At 67.9% G+C, this 24,296-nt stretch carries 16 protein-coding genes and 1 pseudogene; 4 read left to right on the top strand and 13 right to left on the bottom strand.

What is annotated here, in order from left to right; genetic code table 11:
• Positions 1-148: 148 nt before the first annotated feature.
• From AC6JAM_RS10040 to AC6JAM_RS10070, 7 genes are all read right to left on the bottom strand, one after another.
• Positions 149-3,025: an ATP-binding cassette domain-containing protein gene (locus tag AC6JAM_RS10040; RefSeq protein WP_497934584.1), complete on the bottom strand. Its 2,877-nt coding sequence runs from the start codon at positions 3,023-3,025 to the stop codon at positions 149-151.
• The gene (locus AC6JAM_RS10045) at positions 3,022-3,582 is read right to left on the bottom strand and encodes a hypothetical protein (protein WP_051081384.1); all 561 of its coding nucleotides are present in this window, start codon (positions 3,580-3,582) and stop codon (positions 3,022-3,024) included. Before AC6JAM_RS10045 ends, AC6JAM_RS10040 begins: the two co-directional genes overlap by 4 nt.
• A 180-nt stretch (positions 3,583-3,762) precedes the next feature.
• Entirely contained in the window at positions 3,763-5,325 is a 1,563-nt protein-coding gene (locus AC6JAM_RS10050) for an APC family permease (RefSeq protein ID WP_268003448.1), read from the bottom strand.
• A 146-nt stretch (positions 5,326-5,471) separates the two neighbouring features.
• Positions 5,472-7,112 carry a GMC family oxidoreductase gene (locus AC6JAM_RS10055; protein WP_497934585.1) on the bottom strand — a complete coding sequence of 547 codons (1,641 nt, stop codon included), beginning with the start codon at positions 7,110-7,112 and terminating at the stop codon, positions 5,472-5,474.
• Positions 7,113-8,651 (bottom strand): aldehyde dehydrogenase family protein, encoded by a 1,539-nt coding sequence (locus tag AC6JAM_RS10060; RefSeq protein ID WP_497934586.1) that lies wholly within the window; start codon positions 8,649-8,651, stop codon positions 7,113-7,115. It lies immediately after the preceding gene.
• Between the two features lie 97 nt (positions 8,652-8,748).
• Positions 8,749-9,375 carry a TetR/AcrR family transcriptional regulator gene (locus AC6JAM_RS10065; protein ID WP_056391959.1) on the bottom strand — a complete coding sequence of 209 codons (627 nt, stop codon included), beginning with the start codon at positions 9,373-9,375 and terminating at the stop codon, positions 8,749-8,751.
• A gap of 115 nt (positions 9,376-9,490) precedes the next feature.
• Positions 9,491-10,468 carry an ABC transporter substrate-binding protein gene (locus tag AC6JAM_RS10070; RefSeq protein ID WP_018769948.1) on the bottom strand — a complete coding sequence of 326 codons (978 nt, stop codon included), beginning with the start codon at positions 10,466-10,468 and terminating at the stop codon, positions 9,491-9,493.
• Positions 10,469-10,904: 436 nt separating this feature from the next.
• Here AC6JAM_RS10070 and AC6JAM_RS10075 point away from each other — a divergent pair, with 436 nt between their 5' ends.
• Positions 10,905-13,325: a PxKF domain-containing protein gene (locus AC6JAM_RS10075; protein ID WP_497934587.1), complete on the top strand. Its 2,421-nt coding sequence runs from the start codon at positions 10,905-10,907 to the stop codon at positions 13,323-13,325.
• 96 nt (positions 13,326-13,421) lie between these two features.
• Here AC6JAM_RS10075 and AC6JAM_RS10080 read toward each other — a convergent pair whose 3' ends face one another.
• Positions 13,422-14,120 carry a type 1 glutamine amidotransferase domain-containing protein gene (locus tag AC6JAM_RS10080; RefSeq protein ID WP_497934588.1) on the bottom strand — a complete coding sequence of 233 codons (699 nt, stop codon included), beginning with the start codon at positions 14,118-14,120 and terminating at the stop codon, positions 13,422-13,424.
• Between the two features lie 24 nt (positions 14,121-14,144).
• On the bottom strand, positions 14,145-15,017 hold the full coding sequence (locus AC6JAM_RS10085; RefSeq protein ID WP_018769950.1) for an aldo/keto reductase: 873 nt from the start codon (positions 15,015-15,017) through the stop codon (positions 14,145-14,147).
• A gap of 143 nt (positions 15,018-15,160) precedes the next feature.
• Between AC6JAM_RS10085 and AC6JAM_RS10090 the strand changes: the two are divergent.
• From AC6JAM_RS10090 to AC6JAM_RS10100, 3 genes and pseudogenes are all read left to right on the top strand, one after another.
• Positions 15,161-16,151, top strand: a pseudogene (locus tag AC6JAM_RS10090) (LLM class flavin-dependent oxidoreductase).
• A gap of 219 nt (positions 16,152-16,370) precedes the next feature.
• The gene (locus AC6JAM_RS10095; RefSeq protein WP_497934589.1) at positions 16,371-19,001 is read left to right on the top strand and encodes a trehalase-like domain-containing protein; all 2,631 of its coding nucleotides are present in this window, start codon (positions 16,371-16,373) and stop codon (positions 18,999-19,001) included.
• A gap of 64 nt (positions 19,002-19,065) precedes the next feature.
• Positions 19,066-20,568: an MFS transporter gene (locus AC6JAM_RS10100; protein WP_495634955.1), complete on the top strand. Its 1,503-nt coding sequence runs from the start codon at positions 19,066-19,068 to the stop codon at positions 20,566-20,568.
• Positions 20,569-20,605: 37 nt separating this feature from the next.
• On the opposite strand, the gene AC6JAM_RS10105 is transcribed toward AC6JAM_RS10100, so the two are convergent.
• The 4 genes from AC6JAM_RS10105 to AC6JAM_RS10120 all read right to left on the bottom strand — a co-directional run bounded on the left by AC6JAM_RS10105 (position 20,606) and on the right by AC6JAM_RS10120 (position 24,279).
• Positions 20,606-21,751, bottom strand: a complete 1,146-nt coding sequence (locus tag AC6JAM_RS10105; RefSeq protein ID WP_497934591.1) for an FAD-dependent oxidoreductase — start codon at positions 21,749-21,751, stop codon at positions 20,606-20,608.
• Between the two features lie 42 nt (positions 21,752-21,793).
• Positions 21,794-22,720 carry an AEC family transporter gene (locus tag AC6JAM_RS10110; protein WP_026265877.1) on the bottom strand — a complete coding sequence of 309 codons (927 nt, stop codon included), beginning with the start codon at positions 22,718-22,720 and terminating at the stop codon, positions 21,794-21,796.
• Positions 22,721-22,771: 51 nt separating this feature from the next.
• Positions 22,772-23,197, bottom strand: coding sequence for an aspartate 1-decarboxylase (gene panD, locus AC6JAM_RS10115; protein WP_026265878.1), 426 nt, complete (start codon positions 23,195-23,197; stop codon positions 22,772-22,774).
• Between the two features lie 167 nt (positions 23,198-23,364).
• Complete coding sequence (locus tag AC6JAM_RS10120; RefSeq protein ID WP_018769957.1) at positions 23,365-24,279, bottom strand: LysR substrate-binding domain-containing protein; 915 nt, start codon at positions 24,277-24,279, stop codon at positions 23,365-23,367.
• Positions 24,280-24,296: the final 17 nt, after the last annotated feature.

Consider the following 24,296-nt stretch of genomic DNA (forward strand, 5'->3'; position numbering starts at 1 on the left):
CTTGCCGGCCCTTGGGGCATCAGGGAAGTGTCAGCGCGCGGGCTGCGTCGCGAAACCTGAAATGCCCGTCAAGACATTGCCTAACACTGGGGAACAGAGGACAACAGTGTCACAAATTCGTCTGCTGGAGGCAACCCGCCGGCCTGCGTCAAGGTGTGAGCTGGCGCCGGTCCCGGGCGGGTGGGGACGGTGTATGGGCCCGGTGGCCGGCCGCGCCGGAACCCGCGCCGGAGACCGGCTTCACGCGCCGCAGCGAGGCGAGAATGGCGCGGCCCACCACGGCGATCCCGATCACCGTGGTGACGGCGCGCAGGGTGTCCCAGCCCGCCGTCGACGTCAACAGCGAGTAGAGCAGGAAGCTGCTGAGGTTGGTGGCCAGCGGCGCGCCGGGCACGTAGGAGATGCCGGTGCCGGTGCCCACCGCGAAGGGCCAGAACCACAGGTTGGTCAGCAGGCCGAACACATAGGACGCCACCACGCCGTAGCCTGCCAGCATCCACAGCTCGGCCCTGCCCCGCACCCGGCGGGGGAGCAGCCCGGCCCCGGCGCCCACCCAGGCGCAGGCGAAGATCTGGAAGGGCGTCCACGGCCCAACGCCACCCCACAGCACACTGGAGACTGCGATGGTGGCCGCGCCGAGGAGCAGGCCAAACCGGGCGCCGAACGCCCGTCCGGCCAGGATCAGCAGGATGAAGACCGCCTCCACGCCGCCGACGCCGGTGCTCGCCACCCGGACAGCGGAACCGACCGCGGCCAGCACGCCCAGCAGTGCCACCGTGTGTGCCGAGCGGACCGACCCGTCCAGGGACACCACGACGGCGACCGCGGCCACGGGTGCGATGGCCAGCGCAGCGTAGGGGAGGGCGGCGGTGGCATCCTGCGGCACGGCGGCGGCGAGCAGCGGCCAGCAGAAGGCCGCGAGGGCCAGCAGGTTTGCAGCCGCGAGGACTGCCAGCTCGAGCGCCCGCGGCATCCGGGGGCGCCGGGGCTTTACAGCGTCCCGTGGGCCAGCCTGCTCGTTGAGGGTCGCTGGCTGTGGCCTCGTTGCTGCCGGCCGCGATGGGAGGACAAGCGGTTCGGGGCTGATGGCTGCTTTGGCTGCAGGCGCCACGCCGTCCCGCATCGGCAGGATCCGGGCGCCCAGGCCGCGGGCAAACTCAAGGTCGTGGGTGGCAATCAGGACTGCGGCGCCGTCATCCGCCGCCGCCCGCAAAGCCGCCGAGACAGCCGTCCGCGCCGCGGGATCCAGGCCGCGCGTGGGCTCATCGATCAGGAGGACCTGCGGGCTGTCCATGGTCTGCAGCGCGATGGCGAGGATCCTGCGCTCACCGGCAGAGAGGTCCCGGGGATGCTCGTGGCCAATGGGAATCTGCACGCCTCCCCGCAGCCGGGCCAGGCGTGCCGCCGCAAAGCCGGGGGCGGGCTGTCCGCCCTTCTTCCCACGGGCACCACTCTTCCCACGAGCGCCACTCCTTCCACGGGCCAGGCGCCGCTCGGCCGCACGGAGCTCTCCGGACACGGTGTCGCTGGTGAAGAGGTCGTCCGAGGCGTCCGGCACCAGGGCCACCCGGCCGCCGTCGAGCACTCCTTCGTCAGCAGCTCCCTCACCCAGGGTCAGCGCCACCAGGAGGGAGGACTTGCCGGCTCCGTTCGGCCCCACCAGTGCCACCACTTCACCGGGGTGGAGGGCCAGGGACGCGTCGCGCACCAGCGGCGTACCTTTGTGGTGCACGGCGAGGTGGGCCGCCGTCAGCACCGGCACGGAGCCGGCCACCTCCCGCGCCGGACTGTCACCGGAAGGCACCGGCGCCGCGGGCGGCGCAGAACCCTGCACCAGCGCGCCACCATCAATGGTCCACCATGCATCGGCGACGGGGGCGAGTGCTGACGCCCGGTGCTCCGCCACGATGACGCAGACGCCGTCGCCGGCGAGTGCGTTGAGCACTGCGATGACGCGTGCGCGGGCTGCCGTATCAAAATCCGCCAGGGGCTCGTCCGCCAGGAGAAGCTTTGGATGGTCCACGACGGCGGCGGCGATGGCCACCAGCGTCGCCTCACCGGCCGAGAGGGTGCTGACATTCCGGTCCAGCAGTGCCGGGATTCCGATCCGCCCGGCCACCTCCAGCACCCGCGCCTGCGCAGCGGCGGTCGGCACGCCGCGCAGCTCAAGGGCCAGGGCAATTTCATCCCGGACCCGGGTGGTGGCGAAGGCCGCCCGGGGATTCTGGAGCACGGTGCCGATGAGGCGGGCGGTGTCCCGCGGCGGTGTGGCGGCGCGGTCCAGTCCGCCGGCGAGAACGGTGCCGGAAACCGCTCCGCCGTCAACGTGGGAGAGCAGGCCGGCGATGCCCCGCAGGATGGTGGACTTTCCGGAACCCGTGGGCCCGGTGATCACGGTGACGGAGCCGGGCATCGGCGCGAACCCGTCAACCCTTACGCAGGTGTCCCCAATCCGGAACTGTGCGTTCCGGACGATAAGCGGCGGGCCGCCGTCGAGCCCTGGCTGGTGCGCTGCCCGGCTCCCGAAACCGCGCAGCTCCAAAGCTGCGGCAACCCGCCCGGCGTGCTCCAGGGTGCGCTCCAGTATGGGGACCAGGGCGCGGGGGCCGAAGCGTTCGCCCCGCAGCCGGAACGCCAGGCGCACGGAGGCGACGGCGTCGGACAGGGCGGGGAGGGCCGCCCATGCCACCACCAGCATCCGGGCCACGCCCTGCAGCGGGCCGCCGCGGGCCAGCCGCACGAAGCCGCGGGACACATCAACCCACGCGTTGAGCAGGCCGAAGCCGAGGATGGTCGCCGCAATGGGCAGGGCGGACAGCACCGCCTGCCAGAGGCCCGGCGCGGTGACCGGACCGAGGAAGACTACATGGGCATACGGGGCGGGAAGCCGCAGCGGCGGAAGGTCGAGCAGGACCGGGCTGCCGGTGCCCGCCCCATTGAAAAGGACGCGGTAAATGACCCGCGCCGCGATGAACACAGCGGCGAGGACTGCCGCTGCGCGCAACGGCGCGGGCCGGAAGGTCATGCCGCGGGCGCGGCCGGCTCGCCGTCGACCGTGAAGAGCAGTTCCAGGCTCTCGCCGGGGCTCACCTTCAAGGTGGCGAGGCCTTCCTGTGCGTAGGCCCATTCACCGGAGGCGGGCTTGACCCAGAGACCCCAGTAGGCGAAAGCGGCGGGCATGCCCTTGCACTCTTCGCGGTAGGTGCCGTCCTTGTGCTTGATGTCGAAGTCGGCGGCGGGCACGCCGTTCACGCGGCACACGATTTCGTTGGGGTACTGGGTGGTGCCCTCGGTCTTGACCTTTGCCTCGTCGAGCACCTTGGACGCCACGGTGGGTCCGTCCACGGACACGCAGGTGGAGGTGTCCGCAGCGGCCTGCTTCAGGGCGCCGGAATCGACGATGACCTTAACCCCGGCGCAGGGGCCGGCTGTGGTGGACGCGGCGCTGGCAGAAGCTGGGGAAGCGGGCGCAGAGGCGCTTGGCTGGGTGGCGGCCGGGGTGGAACAGCCGGCGAGGGTCAACAGGAGACCGGCGGCGGCGAGGGAGCCCGCGGCGGCGGTACGAATCTTAGTCAAAGTCACCTGTCAAGGGTAGGGCGTTGCCGCTCCGGATCAGGAGGCCGCTTCCTTGTGTGACGACGGGCCTCAACATGGCGGTGGCCGGAGGCGCAGAAAAGGCCGACGACGGCACTCACGTGAGTGCCGCCGTCGGCCCCTTTCTTTGTATGCACTGCTGCAGCGGACCCTGCTGCAGCAGCAGCCCTATTGGACCTGCACGTCCACCAGCTGGTGCTCCCCGGAAGCGGCGCGTGTGGCGCTCGACGACGGGTGGGCGGCCACGGCTGCGGCGTGCTCGGCCAGTACCCCTGTCTGGTGGCGGATCTTCAGGCGGTAGAGGAGGGTCCCGCCGATGATGACGGCGGCCACGAACATCACGCCGCCCCACTGCAGGTACCACTCGAACGGCGGCACCGAGTTGTAGATTTCCGGGCGGGGCCACACCAGGTTCACCGTCATGGCAGCGCCCCACAGGACGGCCAGGATGTTCACGGGAACGCCCCACTTGCCCATGCAGAACCCGGGCTCGGAAACGTCATCGGCCAGCGGCCATTTCCTCAGGAACCGCTTGCGCAGCAGCGGAACCGTGACCAGGAGGTAGGACAGGTAGATCAGCACGATGCTGATGCTGGACAGGATGGTGAAGATGGCCGGTTGCATCACGTTGACCAGCAGCGGGATGACGGCCATGATTCCGATGACGATGGCGGCGACAGTGGGGGTCCGGCGGACCGGATCCACCTTGCTGAGCTGCCGGCTGAAGGGCAGGTTGTTGTCGCGGGCCATGGCGAACATCATGCGGATGGCGGCGGCGTGGACGGCCAGGGTGCAGACCACCACGGCCACCACGATGCAGGCCAGGAAGGCCTTGCCGAACGGGCCGCCCAGGACGGAGAGCACGATGTGCTGCAGCCCGCCGTCGGCCGCCCCCACCTGGGGGTCGCCGAGGTCCGGCGCGGCCAGGATGCCGAAGAGCAGGATTCCCCCGCCCAGCAGGAACGATGCCGTAACGGCGCGCAGGATGGCCTTGGGAGCGGTCTTCTTGGGATCCTTGGTTTCCTCGCCCAGCGAACTGGCAGTGTCGAAGCCGTACATGACGTAGCCGGAGGCCATGGCGCCGATCAGGAAGACGCCGAAGAAGCCCAGGTCGTGGCCTTCGCCGAAGCCGTTGGTCTGGAAGAAGACCTCCGGGCCGCGCACCACATGCCAGCCAAGCGCGAGGATCAGCAGCACGGCCGCGATCAGCTCCACGAAGACACCGATGCTGTTGATCCTGGTCATCAGCTTCACGCCGAACGCGTTGATGAGGGTGGAGATGGTGATCATGATGGTGGCCAGCACCACGCCGTTCATGGCGAAGTCGTAGGGGCCCGTGCCGTCACCCACGAACTGGAAGCCGGACCAGAGCTGGGGCAGGGTGATCTGCAGGGCCAGTGCCACGGAGCCCAGCGCCATGATGGAGGACAACAGCAGCAGCCAGCCGGCCAGCCAGGACGAGGTCCCGGACGCCAGGCGCTTGGCCCAGTTGTAGACCGAACCCGCCACGGGGTAGCGGCCGGCCAGTTCGGCAAAACACAGGGCCACCATCAGCTGGCCGACGAACACGATGGGCCAGGACCAGGCGTACGCCGGGCCGGCCATGGAAAAACCAAAGTAGAACAGTTGGAAAACACCGGTGAGGATGGAGATATAGCTGACACCTGCGGCGAAGCTGGCAAACTTGCCGATGCTCCGGTCAAGGGTCTGGGTGTAGCCGAATTCATCCATGCCGCTTGAATCAATACTCTTGCTGGGTTCCAATATGGACTCCTAGATCAGAAAAGCACGATGGGACCGGCCGCCCTGGGGTGCGGCGGAATAACGAGGGTGGGGCCGCCGCTGTTGGGGAAGTGCGGCCCCCTAAGACCTGCCGCTCAGGCGAGGGACGTGGTGAGCTCCTTTTCTTCCATGGCGTCTTCGACCGTGCGGTCCGCGCGGATCAGATCGGCACAGCGCTCGCCGATCATCATGACGGTGATGTTGGGGTTGACGGTGACGTGTTCGGGCATGACGGACGCATCGGCGACGCGGAGGCCGGTGACGCCCTTGACCCGCAGCCCGGGGTCCAGCGGCGACATGTCGTCGTCGGCCGCTCCCATGCGGACGGTGCCCACGGGGTGGTAGACGGTGTTGTGGGTCTTGCGGATGTAGTCCTGCAGTTCCTCGTCCGTCTGCGCCTCGACGCCCGGCGAGAGCTCCCGGCCGGTCCATTCCGCCATGGCGGGCTGGCCGGCGATCTCGCGGGCCTTGCGGATGCCGGCCACCATGACGCGCATGTCGTGGCCGTCGGGGTCCGTGAAGTAGCGGGGGTCCACCATCGGCTTGTCGCGGAAGTCGCGGCTGCGCAGCCGGACGGTGCCGCGGGAGCGGGCGTGCGTGACGTTGGGGGTGAGGCTGAAGCCGTTCTCCGTGGTGGGGTAGCCGTGCCGCAGCGTGTTCATGTCGAACGGGACGGAACCGTAGTGCATCATCAGGTCGGGGCGGTCCAGGCCGTCCTCGGTGGGGGTGAAGATTCCGATCTCCCACCACTGCGTTGAGGTCTGCACCATGGGCTGTTTTGCCTCGAACTGGACTAAGCCCTCGGGGTGGTCCTGCAGGTGCTCGCCCACGCCGGGGGAGTCCACCAGGACGTCGATGCCGTGCTGTTCAAGGTGTGCTGCCGGTCCGATGCCGGAGAGCATGAGCAGTTTGGGGGAGTCGATGGCGCCGGTGGACAGGACCACCTCGCGATGTGCGGAGAGCCGGTGGGTGCGGCCGAAGGCCGAGTCCACCACGTCCACGCCGGTGCAGCGCTTGGCCGCATCGAACACCAGCTGGCGGGCGCGGAGGCCGGTCAGCAGGGTGAAGTTGGGCCGGTCGATGATGGGGTGGATGTAGGAGACGGAACTGGAGGCGCGCGTGCCGTCCGCCCGGCGGTTGATCTGGAAGAAGTTGGCGCCGTTGACCACGGTGGTGCCGGTGTTGAACTTCGCACGGGGAATTCCCGCCTGCTCGCAGGCGTCCAGAAGAGCGACGCCGGCAGGATCCGCCGGGGGCACGTTCATCAGGTGCACGGGGCCGGAGTCCCCGTGGTGGGGTGCGTCCGGGCCGGCGTCCTCGTTGGTTTCCAGCCGCTTGTACAGCGGCCAGGCCGCGTCGGCATTCCAGCCGGCGGCGCCGTACTTGGACTCCCACTCGTCCAGGTCCTCCCGTGGCGCCCAGAAGGCGATGCACGAGTTGTGGCTGGAACAGCCGCCCATCACCTTGGCACGGGCGTGGCGCATGAAGGAGTTGCCGTTTTCCTGCGGTTCCACCGGGTAGTCCCAGTCGTAGCCGGATTCCAGCAGCTCCATCCAGCGGTCCAGCTGCAGGATCTCGGGGATGTTGCGGTCGTCCGGGCCGGCCTCCACGAGGGCCACGGTCACGTCCGGGTCCTCGCTCAGGCGGGCGGCAACCGCGGCGCCGGCGGATCCGCCGCCGATGACGATGTAATCGAACGAGCGCTCGCTGAGGTCCTCGATGTTGTCGAAGTGCATCTAGTTCTCCTTGCCGTGGTCAGCGAACCAGCCGGTGACCTGCGGGCTTGTGTTCTGGTAGATGTGCTTGGCTTCCTGGTACTCCGCCAGGCCCGTGGGGCCCAGCTCGCGGCCGACGCCGGACTGGCCGAAGCCGCCCCACTCGGCCTGGGGGAGGTAGGGGTGGTAGTCGTTGATCCAGATGGTGCCGTGCCGCAGCCGTGACGCCACGCGCTGCGCCTTGCCGGCGTCCTGGGTCCAGACGGCGCCGGCCAGGCCGTAGATGGTGTCGTTGGCGGTGGCCACGGCTTCGTCCTCGGTGCGGAAGGTTTCCACTGTCACCACGGGGCCGAACGCCTCGTCGGTGACCACGGACATGCCGCGCTGCACCTGGTCCAGGATGGTCGGCTGGTAGTAGAACCCGCCGTCGTACTTCTCCCCGGAAGGTGCCGCGCCGCCGGTGCGGAGCCGAGCGCCCTCCTGGATTCCGCGCTGGACGTACGCGTGCACCTTGTCCCGGTGGGCGGCGGAGATCAGCGGGCCGGTCTCGGCGGCGTCGTCAAAGGGGCCGCCGAGCCGGATGCCCCGGGCGCGGCGGACCAGCTCGTCCACGAAGCGTTCGGCGATGGATTCCTCCACCAGCAGCCGGGCGCCTGCCGAGCAGACCTGCCCGGAGTGGACGAAGGCACCGTTGAGGGCGTTGTCCACGGCGGCGTCGAAGTCCGCGTCGGCAAAGACCACGTTGGGGTTCTTGCCGCCCAGCTCCAGCGCCACCTTCTTGACGGTGGCTGCGGCGGCGGCGGCGATCCGCTTGCCGGTTTCCAGGCCGCCGGTGAAGGAAACGAGGTCGACGGCGGGGTGTTCCGAGAGCGGTGCGCCCGCCTCGGCGCCGGGTCCGGTGACGAGGTTGGCCACGCCGGCCGGCAGGCCAAGGTCCTTCAACAGCTGCATGGCCATGATGCTGGTGGAAGGGGTCAGCTCGGACGGCTTAAGGACGAAGGTGCAGCCGGCGGCCAGCGCGGGGGCGATCTTCCACGCCGCCTGGAGCAGGGGGTAGTTCCATGGTGTGATCAGGCCGCAGACGCCAACGGGTTCGTAGACGATCCTGCTCACGACGCCGGGGTCCCCGGCGTCCACCACCCGGCCGGCCTGCTGCCCGGCGAGCCTGCCGAAGTATTCAAAGCAGGCGGCGATGTCGTCCATGTCGATGCGGCTCTCGACCATGCGCTTTCCGGTGTCAAGGGACTCGGCCCGGGCGAACTCTTCCCGCCGTTCCCGCAGGCCGGCAGCGACCTTGAGGAGGAAGGACCCGCGCTCGGGTGCCGGGACGGAGGACCAGGCGCCGGAGTCGAAGGCGGCGCGGGCCGCGGCAATGGCGCGTTCGGCGTCTTCCCGGCCGGCCTCGGAGACCGTGGCCACCAGCTCGCCGTCTGCCGGGTTGCGGATCTGGCGCACGGCGCCGGATGCCGCCGGCTCCCATGCGCCGTTGATGAACAGGGAGGACGCTGCGTCCGTTGTGGTGCTCTCGACGGCGTCCAGGGTTGGTGTGGCGTAAGTCATAGGAAGGACAGTAATGCACACTGAACGAGTGTTCAATACTTTTTTGAACACTCGTTCAATGTTACTTTCGGGCCGTCTGCGCCCGGGAGCAGGCGGGTTAGCGCGGGCTGGGCTCCTGCCCGCCGGCCCCTTCATCCTGGACCGGCGCGAAGGCAATCTGTTCCGTGCGCTGGATACTTCGCTGGATGGCGGCCTTGTCCACCCCGAGCAGTGCGGTCAGCCACATGCCGTTCTGGATGACCACTATGTCCGATGCCCGCTCCCGGCATGCCTCCCAGGAGAGCCCTGGCCTGGCGCTGGATACCAGTGCTGCGAGCCCGTCGATGTAGCGGTCGAAGGCGGCGGCGTTGATCTGGGCGTAGTCCTCGTCGGCCTGGGCGAGGGCCCAAAGGTGCAGGCGCAGGGACAGGTAGCGCGTGGTCAGCAGGTCGGCGCCGGCAACCCGCCGCAGGGCCTTGCGCAGCTGTTCATCCGGGGGCGTGGACGGATCGGGGGCGACGAGCAGAAGGTCATGCTCATCCACCCGGCGCAGGGCTGCCCGGATCAGGGTGGTTTTGTCGTCGTAGTAATAATTGACCAGGCCCAGCGCCACGCCGGCTTCCCGCGCCACGGACCGCATGCTCACTCCGGAAATGCCGTGCCGGGACAGCAGGTCCATGGCCGCCTCGAGTATGCGCGTCTGCCTGTCCACTTGTTCGCCGGAGTTAACGGCACTGGTCCCCATCTGGCCAGACTATTGCCTAACCGGCCGGGAGCGCACTTTCGCGGATCCGCACTCAAACAGAAGAATCCCCGTCCTGCTGCCGGCAGGGCGGGGATTCCTTCGTCGGCAGGCTGCCTTATTTCTTGGGCAGCCCCGCCGGGTTCAGCTCGGACTTCTGGATGGCCTCGGAGGAGAGGCCCCAGCGGTCCAGGATTTTGGCGTAGGTGCCGTCCTCGATCAGGTGGTTCAGCGCAGCCTGGGCGGCCACCGCCAGGCCGTTGCCCTTCTTGGTGGTGAAGGCGATCTGTGCCGTCAGCGGCCAGCCGCCGTTCAACGTGCCCACCTGCTTGGTCTTTCCGTCCTGCGCTGCCTTGTAGGCGGCAGCCGCGTTGGGGCCGAACGTCAGGTCCGCACGGCCCGACTGAAGGGCCAGGCTCGAGGCGGAGTCGTCGTCGTAATACTGGAACTGGACCGGCGCCAGGCCGTTCTTCTTGTTCTCCTCGTCCCAGCGCACCAGGATGGCTTCCTGGTTGGTGCCGGAGCCCACGATGATCCTCTTGCCGGCCACGTCCTTGGCTTCCTTGATTTCACCGATGCCGGAATCGCTCTTGGCGTAGAAGCCCAGCAGGTCATTGCGGTAGGTGGCGAAATCGAACTTCTCCTTCCGCGCCTCGGTGACGGTCACGTTGGAAAGCACGGCCTCGTACTTGGCAGACTCCACGCCCAGCGGCCAGTCTGCCCACGCCACAGGCAGGACCTCCACGTCCAGGCCCAGCGCCTCGCCCACCGCGTAGGCGATGTCCACCTCGCTGCCAATCAGGGTCTTGTTGTCCGTGGCGAACAGGCTGAGCGGCGCCGCCCCGCCGGTGGTCACTACGGTCAGCTTGCCGTCCGCTTTGATGGCCTCCGGCACCAGGGCCGCCGCGGACGGGTCTTTGGTCGCTGTGATGCGGTTCTGATCCGGGGACAGGTTGAAGGTCTTGCCACTGGCGTTGGTGGCGGACGACGACGGTGCCGTCGCCGCCGAGGCGCCGGGATCGGAGCAGGCAGCCAGTCCCAGCAGGGCTGAGACGGCCAGGGCAACGACGGCGGCCGGCTTGGGCTTGATGGCCATGATTCCTCCTTGGAAAGGGGGTGGAGATGCAACGGAATGTGCGCGTTGCAGCAACTATCCGGCAGCCGCCGACAGCGAATCAAAGCCCCCGAAACGCTGGGATACAGGAAGTAACGGCGGTTAACCGGAGGACCGCGGCGGTCACATTTCAGCCCAGCCCGGGCCACTACCCCCATGGCGCGTCACAGATCCATCAGAAAACGAGTACCCGGCCGGAAAAGACAGGTGGTGACTACGCGTGTTCTCCGCCCGTGCCCCAACTTACGGTGAGATACGCTGCGGCCCGGATGGGCTGCGGGCAAATGAGGGAGGCACAAACATGAATCATTCGCCGGGTGGGAAGACTGCAACTGGGGGGACGGGCCTGCTTAGGCGAACCAGCACCAGGACAGCGGCGGCAGTAGCTGCGGGAAGCATGCTGCTTGCGGGCGGTGGGGTGGCTTACGCCGATGACATTTTCAACAACCTTGACGGCACGGTTGACTCAGTGGCAGAGCTGATGCCGCTCAACGTCGGCGGTGCCAACGGCAGCACTACGCTGGCAGTGGCGCCTACGGGCAGCGATGGCAAGAGCGGCTGCAACCTGACAGGTGCAACCACGCTCACGCTGAACCTCAGCTCCAGCAACCCTGCCGTCGCCACGGTGTCCCCGTCGTCGGTGACCTTCACGTCATGCGGTGACACGAAGTCCTTGACCGTCACCCCGGTCAGCGCCGGTTCTGCCACCGTGAGTGCAAGCCAGGCAAGCAACAACAGTGGCGGAACCTTCAACCTTGCCCCAGCCACGTTCACGGTGAACGTGGTTGCCCCCGCGCCGTCCAACACGGCGCCCAAGCTCAATATCACCGGCGTCACCGCTGGCGCCTCGTATCCGAAGGGCGCCGTTCCTGCCGCAACCTGCAGCGTGACTGACGTTGAGGACGGCAACAGCTCCTTCCCGGCAACCTTCGGTGCCGTCTCGGGCGCCGACGGAGCCGGCGGTGTCGGCACGCAGGAAGCCAGCTGCAGCTACACGGACAAGGGCGGACTCACCGTAGCCAGCTCCGTTACCTACGGGATCACTGACGGGTCGGCTCCCGTCATTTCCTATACCCTGTCGCCCACTACGCCGGATGGCTCGAACGACTGGTACAAGAGCGCTGTCGCCCTGCATTGGACGGTGACAGAAAGCGATTCTTTGAGCACCCTCAGCAAGACGGGGTGCCAGGACCAGACCATCGCCGCGGACCAGGTGGCTACCGACTTCAGCTGTTCCGCCTCCAGCTCCGGTGGGACTGCGGCCACTCAAACCGTCAACCTGAAGAAGGACGGCACCGCCCCCACGGTTGGTTTCACAGACGCAACGGGAACCGCCGGCACCAACGGCTGGTACACGTCCGACGTGGATGCCACATTTACCGGATCGGATGCCACTTCGGGATTGCTGACCTCATCACAGAAGGTGACCTCCTCCGGCGAAGGACCGGCAGTCCAGGTAAACAGCCCGTCTTTCACTGACATTGCGGGCAACACCGCCGCGGAGGGCGCGGCTTCACACACCTTCAAGATCGACAAGACGGCTCCGGAGGTAAGCTACGCCGATGAAACCGGAACCGCCGGCACCAACGGCTGGTACACCTCCGATGTCCAGACGGACTTCAGCGCCACGGACCTGATCTCCGGACCGCTCACCGCAACGCAAACTGTAACCTCTGCCGGGGAAGGCGAGGCGGTGACGGTCCAGAGTCCGGCGTTCACCGACAACGCGGGCAATACCACCGCCGCTGGTGCCGTTTCCCGGTCATACAAAATCGACAAGACCGCACCGGATGTCAGCTACGCCGACGTTGCGTTCGGCACCCTGGGCCTGAACGATTGGTACGTATCGGACGTCGAGGCCCGCTTTACAGCCACGGACAAGACATCGGGGCTGGCTGTCTCCTCCCAGACGGCAACCTCCAGCGGTGAGGGCTTGGACGTGTTGGTACCGAGCCCTGCCTTCGTCGACAACGCCGGCAACACCACACCCACCGGGGCCACCACCAAGTCGTTCAGGATTGACAAGACCGCGCCGAAGGTCGCCTACAGCGGGGCCACGACGCAGGCCAACAGCAACGGCTGGTACAACACAGACGTCACTGCCACCTTTACAGGAACTGACGACGTGTCAGGTCCTGCCTCCGCAACCCAGTCACGGACCACCACCGGCGAGGGTGGGACGGTGACCGTGAACAGCCCGGCCTTCACGGATGGCGCCGGCAACACCACTCCTGAAGGCGCCACCTCGGCCACCTTCAAGGTCGACAAGACGGCGCCCGCCGTTTCCTTCGACTCGATCGTGGGGGACAGCTTCTTTGGCTCCACCGCCGCCAAACCCACCTGCACGGCAACGGACAGCGGCGGTTCGGGCCTCTCGGGCAGCTGCGCGGTCACCGGCTATGACACCAAGAACGGGACGCACACGCTCAAGGCAACGGCAACCGACCTGGCCGGTAACACCACAACGGTGGAGCAGACCTACACGGTCAAGGCCTGGACGCTGAAGGGGTTCTACCAGCCGGTGGACATGAACGGTGTCCTGAACACGGTGAAGAACGGCAGCACGGTTCCGGCGAAGTTCGAGATCTTCGCCGGTGCTACCGAGCTGACTGATCCGGCACTTGCCAAGTTCACCACCAAGCAAGTGGCCTGCTCGCTCCTGAGCCCGATCGACGACATCGAAACCACAGCCACCGGCAACACCTCGCTGCGGTACGACGCCACGTCAGGACAGTTCATCTACAACTGGAAGACGCCCGCCACGGCCGGCAGCTGCTACACGCTGACCATGACGGCGAACGACGGCAGCTTCATCAGTGCGAACTTCAAGCTGAAGTAGCACTGCCGGGCCGGCGCCCAATGACGCGCGCCGCAAGGAGGGGACCAGTTCATTGCGAACTGGTCCCCTCTTTTATGGCCGTTTGTGCTTGCTGAACTAGCTCAGGGCAGCCAGGACTTCCTTGGCCACGTCCTCGCTGGACTGCGGGTTCTGCCCGGTGATGAGGTTGCCGTCGCGGACCACGTTGGAGGACCAGGCGGCACCGTTTTCGATCACCGCGCCCTTCTCCTTCAGCGCATCCTCCACCAGCCACGGGGTGTTCTCCCCGGTCCCGCCGCCCAGCTCCTCCTCGTTGGTGAAGACCGTCAAACGCCGGCCCTTGAAAGCGAACCCGCCGTCGTCGTCCGTTGCACTCAGCAGCCCCGCCGGACCGTGGCAGAACGGCGCAATGATCTTGCCGTCCCTGTTGGCTGACACCAGCAGGCGTCCCAGGTCGGCGTCCTGGTACAGGTCCGCCATGGGGCCGTGGCCGCCGGGCATCACCACGGCGTCATACGCTGCGGCGTCGACGGCGGCCAGCACCAGCGGGTGCGCCAGCTCGCCGTCGATCTTTTCCAGGTAGTCCCGGAAGCCCTGTGCCCGGTCCTCGCCACCGGCCGATTCGGCAGCCAGGCTGACTTGGTCCACGGTGGGCTTCCGGCCGCCGGGGGTTGCGATGTGGACGGTGTTGCCGGCCTGCGTCAGGGTCTGGTGGGCCACCACCAGTTCCTCTGCCCAGTAGCCGGTGGGGTGCTCGCTGCCGTCCTTCATGGTGAGGGAATCCGCGGCCGAGACGACCATCAAAATGTTTGCCATGGTGTTTCTCCTGTCTCTGATGCTCTACTTGCCGGCCGCTTCAAGCTCCGCGTACGTATCGTCATCGAGCGTGATGCCTGCGGCGGCCATGTTCTCTTCGAGGTGCTGCACGGAGCCGGTGCCGGGGATGGGCATCATCACGGGGGAGCGGCGCAGCAGCCAGGCCAGGGCCACCTGGGAGGTGGTGGCGCCAAGGCGCTTGGCGGCCTCATCCAGCGGTCCGCCGGGCCGGGCGAGCTCGCCGGCGGAGATCGGCGCCCACGGGATGAAGCCGATTCCGTTCTCCTCGGAGTAGCGCAGCACGTCCTCGGAGCTGCGGTCCGTCAGGTTGTAGCGGTTCTGGACGGTGGACACCGTGAAGTGCTTTCCGGCGGCTTCGAGTTCGGCCACGCCCACCTGGGACAGGCCCAGGGCGCGGACCTTGCCTTCGTCCTGGAGCTCCCGCAGCACGCCGAACTGCTCCTCGGCGTCCACCTTGGGATCGATGCGGTGCAGCTGCAGCAGGTCCAGTGTGTCCACCTTCAGCTTGCGCAGGCTCAGTTCCGTCTGCTGGCGCAGGTATTCCGGCCGGCCAACGGGAACCCATTTGTTGGGCCCCGTGCGTGTGAAGCCCACCTTCGTGGCGATCTTCAGCCCCTCCTTGTAGGGGTGGAGGGCCTCGGCAATGATTTCCTCGCTGATGTTGGGGCCGTACGAGTCGGCGGTGTCAATGAAATCCACGCCGAGTTCGACGGCGCGGCGCACCACGGCCACGGCGGCCTGCCGGTCTGCGGGCTCACCCCAGACGCCGTCACCCACAATGCGCATGGCACCAAAACCCAGCCGGTGCACGGTTCCCAGGTCCTTGAGGTCGATCGTTGCGGACAGTTCCAGCTGCTTCGTTGAATCATGGCTCATAGGGGCGGCAACCTCATCAGTATGCTGAGTATTCCCCAGCTCACAGAAATAAGGCGGGGCCCGCCGTCGTTATGCATCACGTGCCCGCCGCAATCCGGCCGGCACCCCCCCCTACGAAACATTTTGAAAGGCCGGCACCTGACGTGACTCTTCCCCTCTCCATCCTTGACCTGGCAACCATTGGCAAAGGCCAGACGGCGGCGGAGAGTTTCGCAGGCAGCGTGGCCATGGCGCAGAGCGCCGAGAAGCTGGGCTACCGGCGCGTCTGGTACGCCGAGCACCACAACATGTCCTCCATCGCCTCCTCCGCCACCAGCGTGCTGATCGCCCATGTGGCGGCGCACACCGAAAGCATCCGGCTGGGCGCCGGCGGCGTCATGCTGCCCAACCATTCCCCGCTGACCATCGCAGAGCAGTTCGGCACCCTGGAAACGCTGCACCCCGGACGGATCGACCTGGGCCTGGGCCGGGCCCCGGGCAGTGACCAGAACACCATGCGGGCGCTGCGCCGGGACCCGATGTCCGCCGACAGCTTCCCGCAGGACGTCCTTGAACTGCAGGGCTACCTGACCGGCCCCACCCGCATCGAGGGCGTCGAGGCCACCCCGGGCAAGGGGACCAACGTGCCGCTGTACATCCTGGGCTCGTCCCTGTTCGGCGCCCGCCTGGCCGCGCAGCTGGGCCTGCCCTACGCCTTCGCCTCGCACTTCGCCCCCGCCGCTTTGCAGGACGCGGTGGCCATCTACCGCAGCGAGTTCAAACCGTCCGCCCAGCTGGACGCGCCGCACGTGATCGCCGGCGTCAACGTCATCGCCGCCGACTCCGCGTCCGAGGCGCAGGCCATGTTCCAGGCCACCAAGCGCGCCCGCGTCTCCCTGTTTTTCGGCGGCGGCCGCGAATTTCACCGACGACGAGGCGGACATGATCCTGGACTCGCCGCAGGGACGCCACATGGCACAAATGATGACGTACTCCGCAGTGGGGACGCCCGACGTCGTCATTGACTACCTGGACAGCTTTGGAAAGCACGCCGATGCAGACGAACTCATCGTGGCGCACCAGAGCCCGGGGACGGAGGCGCGCCTGCGGTCCGTGGAACTCCTGGCCGACGCGGCCGGGCTGGTCCGGGTGTAGCCGCTGTGGTTTGCCGGCCGGTGCGCAACATGCAACGCCACTCGGTCGGTCGGACTTTTACACATACGCAATGAAGGGGACTTCCGGGGGTAACTGCCCGGGCTGAGGATGGGATGTGCCCCGGGTCATCCACCCGGAACCCCGGGGCGCCAACCGGTAGCCCGCGGACCGTCCGTGCGGCTGTGTTCCCGGCCTGGCCGTGCCTCAAAGGGGTTTTGGATGCCGACGCCATTGAACCAGAGCGTGGCGGATTCCGCGCTGCTCACCCGGTCCCTTCCGCTGGACATGCTGCGCGCCTTCATCCAGTCCGATGCGGCGGACAACGGGCTGACCCCCGCCCTGCTCACGGAACTCAAGGTGCTGGCCCGCGTCCCCAGCCTCCTGGTGGCCTGCAATTACGGCGGAACGCTGTGCGACGCCGAAGGCATTTCCACCGAGACGCTCCCGCTGGGCAGCGCGGCCATTGCGCTTCGTGCGCTGGCAGCGCTGCCCAATACCCATGCGGCGATCATCTCGGGCCGCTCACTGCGTGACCTGGCAGCGGTGTCACGGCTGCCCGCGGAGGTGCACCTCATCGGTTCGCACGGCGCCGAAGCGGACATGGGGTTCGCCCACGCGCAGACCCTGGCCACCGAGTCCGTCCTGCAAAAGGTCAATGCCGCCCTCAACGAGGCCGTCGGCTTCCACGAGGGCATCTGGATCGAACGCAAACCGGTGGCAGTTTCGGTGCACACCCGGCCGGCCCGGCCGGACGTGGTGGCGACCGTGACGGAAATTTCCCGGCAGATCGCTGCTGCCCACGGGCTGTTCTTCATTGTGGACGGCTCCGTGCTGGACCTGTCCGTGGTGGAACCGTCCAAGGGCGAGGCCTTGGAGACCCTCAGGTCCCGGCTGGGGGCCAGCGCGGCCATGTTCGCCGGGGACGCCGCCAGCGACGAACTGGCCATCGCCACCCTGCGCGGGCCCGACCTCGGGCTGCACGTGGGCCCGGGCGAGACGGCAGCACCGCACCGCCTCCGCGACCCCCAATCCTTCGCCCGCGTCCTGGCGTTCCTCTTCGAACTGCGGCGGGCGTGGCTGTTCGGGGAGGACGCGGTTGGCCTTGAACGCCACTCGATGATCGGCAACGGCTCCTCCACCGCGCTGCTGACGCCCGACGCGAAGATCTGCTGGATGAGCCACCCTCTGCCGGACTCCGGTTCACTGTTCGCCCACATTTTGGGCGGCGATGACGCCGGGCACTTCTCGGTGGAACCGGTCAAAGCCTCCCAGGTGCTGGGACAGCGCTACGTGGACAGCACCATGATTGTCGAAACCCGCTGGGCGGACGTCACGGTCACCGACTACCTGGAGCCCGCACCGGAAGGCATCACCAGCCTGGTCCGGGTGCTGACGGGCCACGGCGCAGCCAGGATCACGTTTGCTCCGCGGCCGGACTACGCCAACGCCCCGTTCAGCATGGAGGTGCGGGGCGGGGAACTGCATGTGCTGGGCACCTCGGAGCCCATCATCCTGTTCGCGCCGGGCGCCGCGTTCAGCATCACCTCGGACGGCCGCCATGCCACGGCAACGGCATCCGTCAACCTCCAGGACGGGCCCGTGGTACTCAACCTCCGCTGCGGGGACACCGAACCGCAGTCCGCGGACCCCGGCGGGGAGACGGAACGGCGGGCCCGGGTGGCGCTCCATGCCCGGCAGTGGGTGCAGAACCTTTCCCTGCCATCGGTCAAGCCCTCGCTGGTACGGCGGTCGGCGCTGGTGCTCCGCGCCCTGGTGCATGAACCCACGGGCGCCGTACTCGCGGCCCCCACCACTTCCCTGCCCGAGGGAATCGGCGGGACCAGGAACTGGGATTACCGGTACTGCTGGCTGCGGGATGCCTCCATGACCGTCAATGCGCTGGTGGACCTGGGCTCCACGGCGGAGGCGGCCGGATTCCTGGGCTGGCTGGGCCGGATCCTCGAACACGCACCCGGCCCCGAATGGCTGCACCCCCTTTACTCGGTGACGGGCGCGCCGCTGTCCACGGAAGCCGTGGTCGACAGCCTTCCCGGGTACGCGGGCTCCCGTCCGGTGCGGATCGGAAACGCGGCGGACCACCAGGTCCAGCTGGACGTCTTTGGGCCGGTGGCCGAACTCATCCACTCGCTGAGTGAAAGCGAGGGCGCGCTCGCCGACGACCACTGGGAGCTGATGATCCAGATGGCCTCGGCGGTCCTGGCCCGCTGGCATGAGCCGGACCACGGGATCTGGGAAGCCCGGCGGGCGGCACGGCATCACGTGTATTCAAAGGTGATGTGCTGGGTGACCCTGGACCGCGCTCTGCGGACCGCGGCGCGGCACGGCCGGGAGCCGGACCCGGCCTGGGCGCCGGCGGCAGCCACGATCCGTGCGGAAGTGCTTCGTGAGGGCTGGGACGAGTCCGCGAAGTCCTACACTGTTGCCTACGACAGCCCGGACCTGGATGCCGCCGTCCTTCACATCGGTCTCTCCGGCCTGCTGGACGTCACGGACCAGCGTTTCCTGGACACCGTCACCGCTGTGGAGCGGGAGCTGCGGGTGGGGCCAACGGTCTTCCGCTACAGGTACGACGACGGGCTGCCGGGCCTGGAGGGCGGGTTCCACATCTGCACCACCTGGCTGATCGAGGCGTACGTGGCCGTGGGCCGCATCGATGAGGCCTGGGACCTTTTTGACCAGCTGGTGAACCTTTTCGGCCCCACCGGGCTGCTCCCCGAGGAATACGACCCCGGCACCGAGACCCACCTGGGCAACCATCCGCAGGCCTACTCGCACCTGGGTTTCATCCGCTGTGCCCGGCTGCTGGACGAACACCAGGACAGGAGATAGTCGGCTCCCGTCGTGGGTACGTAGAGTGGAGGTAACAGGGACCCACATTACTGAAACGAGACTGATGACGACCGCCCGCGCCCAGGGAGTGGGGTTCCGGTCCGAACGCGGACCCATCCTCATCGCACTGATGCTGTCCACGGGACTCGTGGCCATCGACTCCACCATCGTGGCCACGGCCGTGCCGTCGATCGTCCGTGACGTGGGCGGCTTTTCGTCCTTCCCCTGGCTGTTCTCCGCCTACCTGCTGGCGCAGGCAGTCACGGTACCCATCTACGGGAAACTTTCGGACATGGCGGGCCGCAAGCCCATCATCCTGACCGGCATTGGCCTGTTCCTGCTGGGCTCCGTGCTGTGCGGCTTCGCCTGGAGCATGCCGTCGCTGATCGCCTTCCGGGCCCTGCAGGGACTGGGCGCCGGCGCGGTGCTTCCGGTGTCCATCACCATCGCGGGCGACATCTACACCCTGCAGGAGCGCGCCAAGGTCCAGGGCTACCTGGCCAGCGTGTGGGCTGTTTCCTCGGTGGTTGGCCCCAGCCTGGGCGGCATTTTCTCCGCGCTGGGCATCTGGCGCGGCATCTTCCTGGTCAACGTCCCGCTCTGCCTGCTGGCCGGGTGGATGCTGGTCCGCACGCTCCACGAAAACGTGGAACGTGCCAAGCACAAGGTGGACTACGCCGGCGCCGTGCTCCTGGCCGGCTCCCTTGGCCTGCTGATCCTCGGCGCCCTCCAGGGCGGCCAGGCCTGGGCCTGGAATTCGCCCATCAGCATTGGCGTCTTCGTGGTGGGCGCAGTCCTGCTGGCCGCGTTCCTCCTGGTGGAGCGGCGCGCGGCCGAACCCATCCTGCCCTCCTGGGTGGTATCGCGGCGCCTGCTGGCCACCACCGCCCTGGTGTCCTTCGGGGTTGGCACGGTGATGATCGGCCTCACCTCCTACGTGCCCACCTTCCTGGAGGGAGCACTGTCTTCCTCGCCCCTGGTGGCCGGCCTGGCCCTGGCAGCCCTGACCCTCGGCTGGCCGCTCAGCGCTTCGCAGGCCGGCAGGTTCTACCTGCGCATCGGCTTCAAGTCCACGGCCCTGATCGGCATCGCCATTTCCGTGGCGGGCCTGCTGATCCTGTCACTGACCGCCGGCGCGCCCAACGTGGCGCTGATCGCCGTCAGCTGCTTCGTCGTCGGGCTCGGCCTGGGCCTGCTGGCCACGCCAACCCTGATCGCCGCCCAGTCCAGCGTCCCCTGGCATGAACGCGGCGTGGTGACCAGCACCAACATGTTTGCCCGCTCCATCGGCAGTGCGCTGGGCGTGGCCGTGTTCGGTGCCGTGGCCAACGCCATCTACGGCCGCAGCAGCGGCGGCGAGGGGGACCCCGCCACGGTGGTGGCCGCGTCCGGGGCTGTGTTCCTGGCCGCGCTGGTGGCCGGGTTGCTGACCGTCGCGGCGGTGCTGGCCATGCCCGCCGTCAAGGCCGAAACAGCGGAGCCTGCCGCAGAACCTGTGGAGGAACCTGTCGATCCGGAACCCGTGTCCAGCCCCGAAGGCGGCTCCAGCCATGGCCGCGCCGTCTAGTGGAATGCCGGCTGGCGCGATGCCCGCCGGGGGATGACTACCGGGAGGCTCGGAAGATCGACGGCGCGGGCCGGGCCCCGGTGGCAAGGTCGGCCAGGATCCGTCCGATGACGGGGGTGAACTTGAAGCCGTGCCCGGAGAAGCCGGCGCCGATCACCACAGGCCCCACCCGGTCCAGGATGAAGTCCTCGTCCGGGGTGGTGGTGTACGTGCAGCTGATGGCCTCGAGGTCATCGGGGTCGACGCCGGGGAGCCACTGCCGCGCGTAGTCCTGCAGCGCTGCCAGCTGCGTCGGTTCGGGCCGGAAGTCGCGGTGGTCCGGGTCCACCACGGGTCCCACCCCATGCCAGCCGGCCTTGATGCCCTCGCCCGGAGTCTGCATGCCATAGACAGGGGAGTACCAGCCCCGGTAGTCCAGGCCCGGATAGTGGTTGAAGCCGGGCCACACGGCGCCGGCGTCCGCCACCCGGAAATGCGCAGGCTGCTCCTGCGTCACCCGGAGCCGGGGTAGGCGGATCCCGCCAGCGTCCACGCCTGACGCGTTGCCGGAGAGAATATCCAGCAGCTTCCCGGTCCAGCCGCCTGCCGTCACCACTGCCTGCGCTGCCGTAACCACCTCGGTGCCCGCAGCCGATTCGAGCGTCAGCCGCACGCCGTCGTCGAGCACCACAAAGTCCACCACCTTGGTGTGGTGCCTGATCTCGGCGCCCCGGGCGGTGGCCAGCCGCTGGAAGGCGGCCAACGCGGCTTCCGGGTTGAGCTGGCCGCCGTCGGGCATGTGCAGGACCTGCTGGTCGAAGCGGATGCCGCGCCACCGTTCATGCGCCTCGGCAGGGTCCAGGAACTCGGCCCGGATCCCGGCAGCGGTGAGGGCAGCCGAAACCTTTTGGAGGTCCCCGCCGGGGCCGTGGTTGACGATCCCGGTGCGCGCCAGCAGCTGTGTGCCGCTTTCCTGCTCCAGCTCGTCCCACAGGGCCAGCCCCTCGGCCAGCATGTCCACGTACTCGGGCCGGTGGTAGCCCGGGTTCAGGTTCCGTGTTGCCCCGTGGGATGCGCCGATCCTGTGCCCGGGACCGAACTGCTCCACCAGCGTTACCTGCCGGCCGCGGCGGGACAACGCCCACGCGGCGGCGGAGCCCATGGCGCCGCCGCCGATCACCACGGTGTCAAGAACAGTGTTCATCAGCCCTCCAAGCTGGGTGTGCGGTTCAACAGATTCACAGGCTTATGCCAACAAAAGCGCGACGCCGATCATCGCCGGCACTGCCACCACGGTGGTGATTAGCACGGTGTCCTTCGCCACGGTGAGCCCCGTCTGGTACCTGCTGGCGGCCACGAACACGTTCTGCGCGGTGGGCAGGGCCGACGTGACCACCACCGCGAACAGGGCATGGCCGTCCATCCCCAGCGCGAAGCGCGCGAAAACATAGGCAAGGGCCGGCTGGACCACCAGCTTGAAGCCGCTCGCCAGCAGGGTGTCCACGCGCCGCCCGGCCGAAGCCTGCAGCGGGCGGGTGCCGTTCAGGCTCATCCCGAAAGCGATCAGCATGGCGGGAATCGCCGCGCCGCCAATGAGGTGGATGGGTTCCATCACCAGCGCCGGAACCTGGAATCCGGTACCGGCCACCAGCAGCCCCAGGCCGGAGCCCACAATCATGGGGTTCCGCAGGATCATCAGGAGGAAGCCCAGGGCAGTGGTGCGGTGCGTGCTGGTGCTCGAGTCGAGGATCATCAGGAACATCGGGGTGAAGAACGCCAGCTGGAAGATCAGCAGCGGGGCCACGTAGCTGGCATCGCCCAGGACATATACCGCGATGGGAATACCCAGGTTCGCCGAGTTGGCCAGCGATGCTGACATGGCGGACATCAGCGATTCGGGGAGCGCCCGCTTCAGCCAGAACCTGGCGAGGGCGAAGAAGATGCCGGCGGTGGTGATGGCCGCCGCCGCGGTAACCAGCAGCGGTTCGGCGAATACTTCCTGCAGCCGGGCCTTGCTGAGGGTTTCGAAGAGCAGCGCCGGGCTGGCGACGAAGAAGGTGAGGCCGCTGAGTACGGGCCGGGCGTTGTCGCCCAGGATCCTCCGCCGGCCCACGAACCATCCCACCAGGATGATGCACCAGACCACGAAGAACCCGGCCAGCACCCCTAGCAAGGATCAGCCTTTTGGGCGCACTGGAGTAAAGGACCGGGTTGCACGCTCCGGTTACAGGGTGGCGTTGTTAAGCGCGAAAGGGGGGCGCATCATCCCGGGGGTGAGGCCCTCTGCGGGATCGTTGCCCAGCTGGATCATCCGGTTGTTTTCATCCACATGGACCACGCGGGGCTCGTAGGCCTTGGCCTCTTCGGTGGTCATCTGGGCGTAGGTGATGAGGATGACAATGTCGTTCTCGTGCATGAGGTGCGCCGCTGCACCATTGATGCCGATCACGCCGGAGCCGCGCTCACCGGCGATGGTGTAGGTCTCAAGCCGCGCGCCGTTGGTGACGTCCACAATGGACACCAGCTCGCCGGGGAGGATGTCGGCGGCCTCGAGCAGGTCAAGGTCCACGGTGACCGACCCAACGTAGTGCAGGTCGGCGTGCGTGACGGTGGCCCGGTGGATTTTGGACTTGAACATTGTTCGATTCATAACGGCTCCAGTCTAGACCTGCGGCCTTCTGCCCGCAGTGACGCAGGAAACACAAGAGTCACGTACGCTGCTGCGCAGTGATGCCGGGGATCGCTGCGCAGGGTGCGCACCTGCGCAACGACGTGCTGTGTGGCGGCGCAGGGAAGGGTGCGTACGACGGCGACCGGTCACCCGGCGTCGTCCCTTGCCACTGCGGCGGCGGCCGCAGCCAGGGTCTCCCGGGCGGCCAGGATGGCCGGGCGCTGGGCGCTGGAGCGGCGGACCGAGGTGAAGATGGTGCGGTGCGGCTTGCCGGGAAGCTCCAGCAGCTGGGCCGTGGTGCCGCGGCCGGTCCACACCAGGTCCGGCATCAGGGCGACGGCATTGCCGGACTCGATCAGGCGTGCCTGGGCCTGCAGGTCTGCGGTCTCAAAGCGGACATCGGGCTCGAAGCCGGCGCTGCGGCAGGCCTGTTCCGCCCAATGGCGCGATGCGGCACCCCTCGGTTCCATGACCCAGGCGAGGTGCGCCGTGTCCTCGATTCCGCGAATGGCCGGGCCGCCGTCGGACGCCGGGGGGACCGCCAGCCGGATGGCGTCGGTGGTCAGCTTTACCCGGTCCAGCTCCGGATAGCGCGGGGCGGCGTGCCCGGGGTATTGCTCGGCGATGACCAGGTCGAAGTCGCGCGCCCATGTCTCATGCAGCGCGGTCTCGGGCTCGCGCTGGATCATCTCGATCCGGACCTCGGGGTAGGCGGTGGCCATGCGGGTGAGGGTGTCCGGCATCAGGGCCAGCGCCGCGGACTGGAACACGGCGATCCGCACCGTCCCCGTGACTGTGGTCAGGGACGCGGCCAGGTCCGCTTCGGCCTGCTCCATGGTTTCCAGCAGCTGCGCCGTGTGCGCCACGAGCACCTCCGCCTGGGGTGTGAGCTGCACCCGCCGCCCGGTCTTCCGGAGCAGTTCCACGCCCACTTCCTTCTCCAGCAGGGCCAGCTGCTGGGATACCGACGACGGGCTGTACTGCAGTGCCTCAGCCACCTCTGCCAGCGTCCCCCGGATGCTTAACTCGCGGAGCAGCCGAAGCCTGCGGACGTCAAGCATGATGGATTCCTAACTGA

The sequence above is a fragment of the Arthrobacter sp. GmRoot5-12 genome, assembly GCF_059739365.1.

Bases quoted from the DNA above. Each gene is read 5' to 3' on its own strand.
- AC6JAM_RS10055 (WP_497934585.1), bottom strand. From the start codon at position 7,112: ATGCACTTCGACAACATCGAGGACCTCAGCGAGCGCTCGTTCGATTAC.
- AC6JAM_RS10065 (WP_056391959.1), bottom strand. From the start codon at position 9,375: ATGGGGACCAGTGCCGTTAACTCCGGCGAACAAGTGGACAGGCAGACG.
- panD (WP_026265878.1), bottom strand. From the start codon at position 23,197: ATGAATCGAACAATGTTCAAGTCCAAAATCCACCGGGCCACCGTCACG.
- AC6JAM_RS10060 (WP_497934586.1), bottom strand. From the start codon at position 8,651: ATGACTTACGCCACACCAACCCTGGACGCCGTCGAGAGCACCACAACG.
- AC6JAM_RS10120 (WP_018769957.1), bottom strand. From the start codon at position 24,279: ATGCTTGACGTCCGCAGGCTTCGGCTGCTCCGCGAGTTAAGCATCCGG.
- AC6JAM_RS10050 (WP_268003448.1), bottom strand. From the start codon at position 5,325: ATGGATGAATTCGGCTACACCCAGACCCTTGACCGGAGCATCGGCAAG.
- AC6JAM_RS10040 (WP_497934584.1), bottom strand. From the start codon at position 3,025: ATGACCTTCCGGCCCGCGCCGTTGCGCGCAGCGGCAGTCCTCGCCGCT.
- AC6JAM_RS10095 (WP_497934589.1), top strand. From the start codon at position 16,371: ATGCCGACGCCATTGAACCAGAGCGTGGCGGATTCCGCGCTGCTCACC.
- AC6JAM_RS10080 (WP_497934588.1), bottom strand. From the start codon at position 14,120: ATGGCAAACATTTTGATGGTCGTCTCGGCCGCGGATTCCCTCACCATG.
- AC6JAM_RS10105 (WP_497934591.1), bottom strand. From the start codon at position 21,751: ATGAACACTGTTCTTGACACCGTGGTGATCGGCGGCGGCGCCATGGGC.
- AC6JAM_RS10070 (WP_018769948.1), bottom strand. From the start codon at position 10,468: ATGGCCATCAAGCCCAAGCCGGCCGCCGTCGTTGCCCTGGCCGTCTCA.
- AC6JAM_RS10085 (WP_018769950.1), bottom strand. From the start codon at position 15,017: ATGAGCCATGATTCAACGAAGCAGCTGGAACTGTCCGCAACGATCGAC.
- AC6JAM_RS10100 (WP_495634955.1), top strand. From the start codon at position 19,066: ATGACGACCGCCCGCGCCCAGGGAGTGGGGTTCCGGTCCGAACGCGGA.